Genomic DNA, 400 nt, shown 5'->3' with positions numbered 1-400 from the left:
GACTACCTCGATGACGCCGTCGCAGCCCTTCGCGAGGCCGGCGTCCGTGCGGAGGTCGACCATTCCGATGAGCGCATGCAGAAGAAGATCCGCAACCACACCACGGGCAAGGTCCCGCTCATCCTGATCGCGGGGGAGCAGGACCGGGCCGCCGGCACGGTGTCGTTCCGCTTCCGCGACGGAACTCAGGAGAACGGCGTGCCACTCGCCGACGCCGTCGACCGGGTGCGCCGGGCGATCGAGAGCCACGTGCTGATCCAGACGGCGGGCGATCTGGCATGACCGTCGACGGGGACGCCGCCGCCCAGGATGCGCGGCTGGAAGACGCTGCGCACCTGGCCGGCGTCCCAGACGAGTTCCAGCGCCTCTGGGTGCCGCACCGGATGACCTACATCCAGGC

General features: G+C 70.0%; 1 protein-coding gene. It reads left to right on the top strand.

Annotation, left to right across the window (positions count from 1 at the left end):
- Positions 1-282: His/Gly/Thr/Pro-type tRNA ligase C-terminal domain-containing protein (locus AC1DFM_RS34875; protein WP_477081398.1), on the top strand; the 282-nt coding region annotated here is incomplete at its 5' end.
- Between the last annotated feature and the right edge of the window lie 118 nt (positions 283-400).

It is taken from the genome of Chitinophaga sp. 05T412, from assembly GCF_056396465.1.
The sequence above is the reverse complement of the archived record's forward strand: the minus strand, read 5'-3'. Positions and strand labels throughout refer to the sequence as shown.